General features: G+C 43.1%; 1 protein-coding gene. It reads right to left on the reverse strand.

Annotated features, from left to right (window positions below; genetic code table 11):
- Nucleotides 1-678: alkaline phosphatase family protein (locus V7K42_RS14015; RefSeq protein WP_334917085.1), on the reverse strand; the 678-nt coding region annotated here is incomplete at its 3' end.
- Nucleotides 679-941: the final 263 nt, after the last annotated feature.

A 941-nucleotide genomic window follows, 5' to 3' on the forward strand; every position in this document is an offset into this window, starting at 1 on the left:
GCTAATGCTACCAACCCGACCCTTTGCCAAATTAAACTTCGTTGGGTCTTGTGTATTTCCAGCGAGGATGGTGTAAGCTGCGGGATGTTTGTCAGACCAAGCAGTACGTAGTCCTGCCGCGCTAGCTACGTCAAAAATGGTATTTACTTTCAGGTACTGGTTGGGGTAAACAGGGTTGCCATTGCGATCAACTGGCAATTGGGTTTGATCAAATCCTTGACCGCCATCTAAAGTGCCACCCTTACCATTAGTCCAAGATGCATCAACGTTTTCAGCAAATTCTACGACAGTACCCGGTTTAGCGATGCCTGTGGTGATTTGGGCAGCAGTAGTGCCTGGGGCATACAAGGCGCGACTGTAGGATTTATCATAAAATACACCAGTCGTACCGGGGTTAGCACCAGTGATATAGTTTAGCTCCCCAGGAAAGGAATCTGATGGTGCAGAAGCAAAAGCATTGGTGTATGTCACACCAACTCTCTGCAAACGCTTGATATTTTTCAAAGAAGATTGCAGATTAGCAACTGATAGATCCGAGTTGTGCAATCCATCAATCGAAATAATCAGAACATGACTAAAGCGGGCAGTTGTATTTCCGAGACTGATTGCTTGGACACCAGGAATCAGGGTGCTGCTAACAATCGCCGTCGTCAACACCCCAAAAAGCGTTTTCTTCATTGTGCGTAACTAAATTGGAAAAATGGCTTATGATTTCAAAAATCTGTAAAAATCCGTAATTCAAGGGCTACTTATTTTGGCAATGGCTCTCGCCTAGCATTTATCAAACACTCCAAGAATCAACCCATTGAGAGCATTGAAGAGACAGAGCGAAATATATTCACAGATATTGATTACAAATATGCGCGGGTATTAAATGCTTGCAGTGGGTTTTACGTGATTTTGGTGATTAGTGGAAAGCACAAATTTGATTAAATCAATAA

Origin of the sequence: Nostoc sp., assembly GCF_036917455.1 — a bacterium.
Classification (GTDB): Bacteria; Cyanobacteriota; Cyanobacteriia; order Cyanobacteriales; family Nostocaceae; genus Nostoc.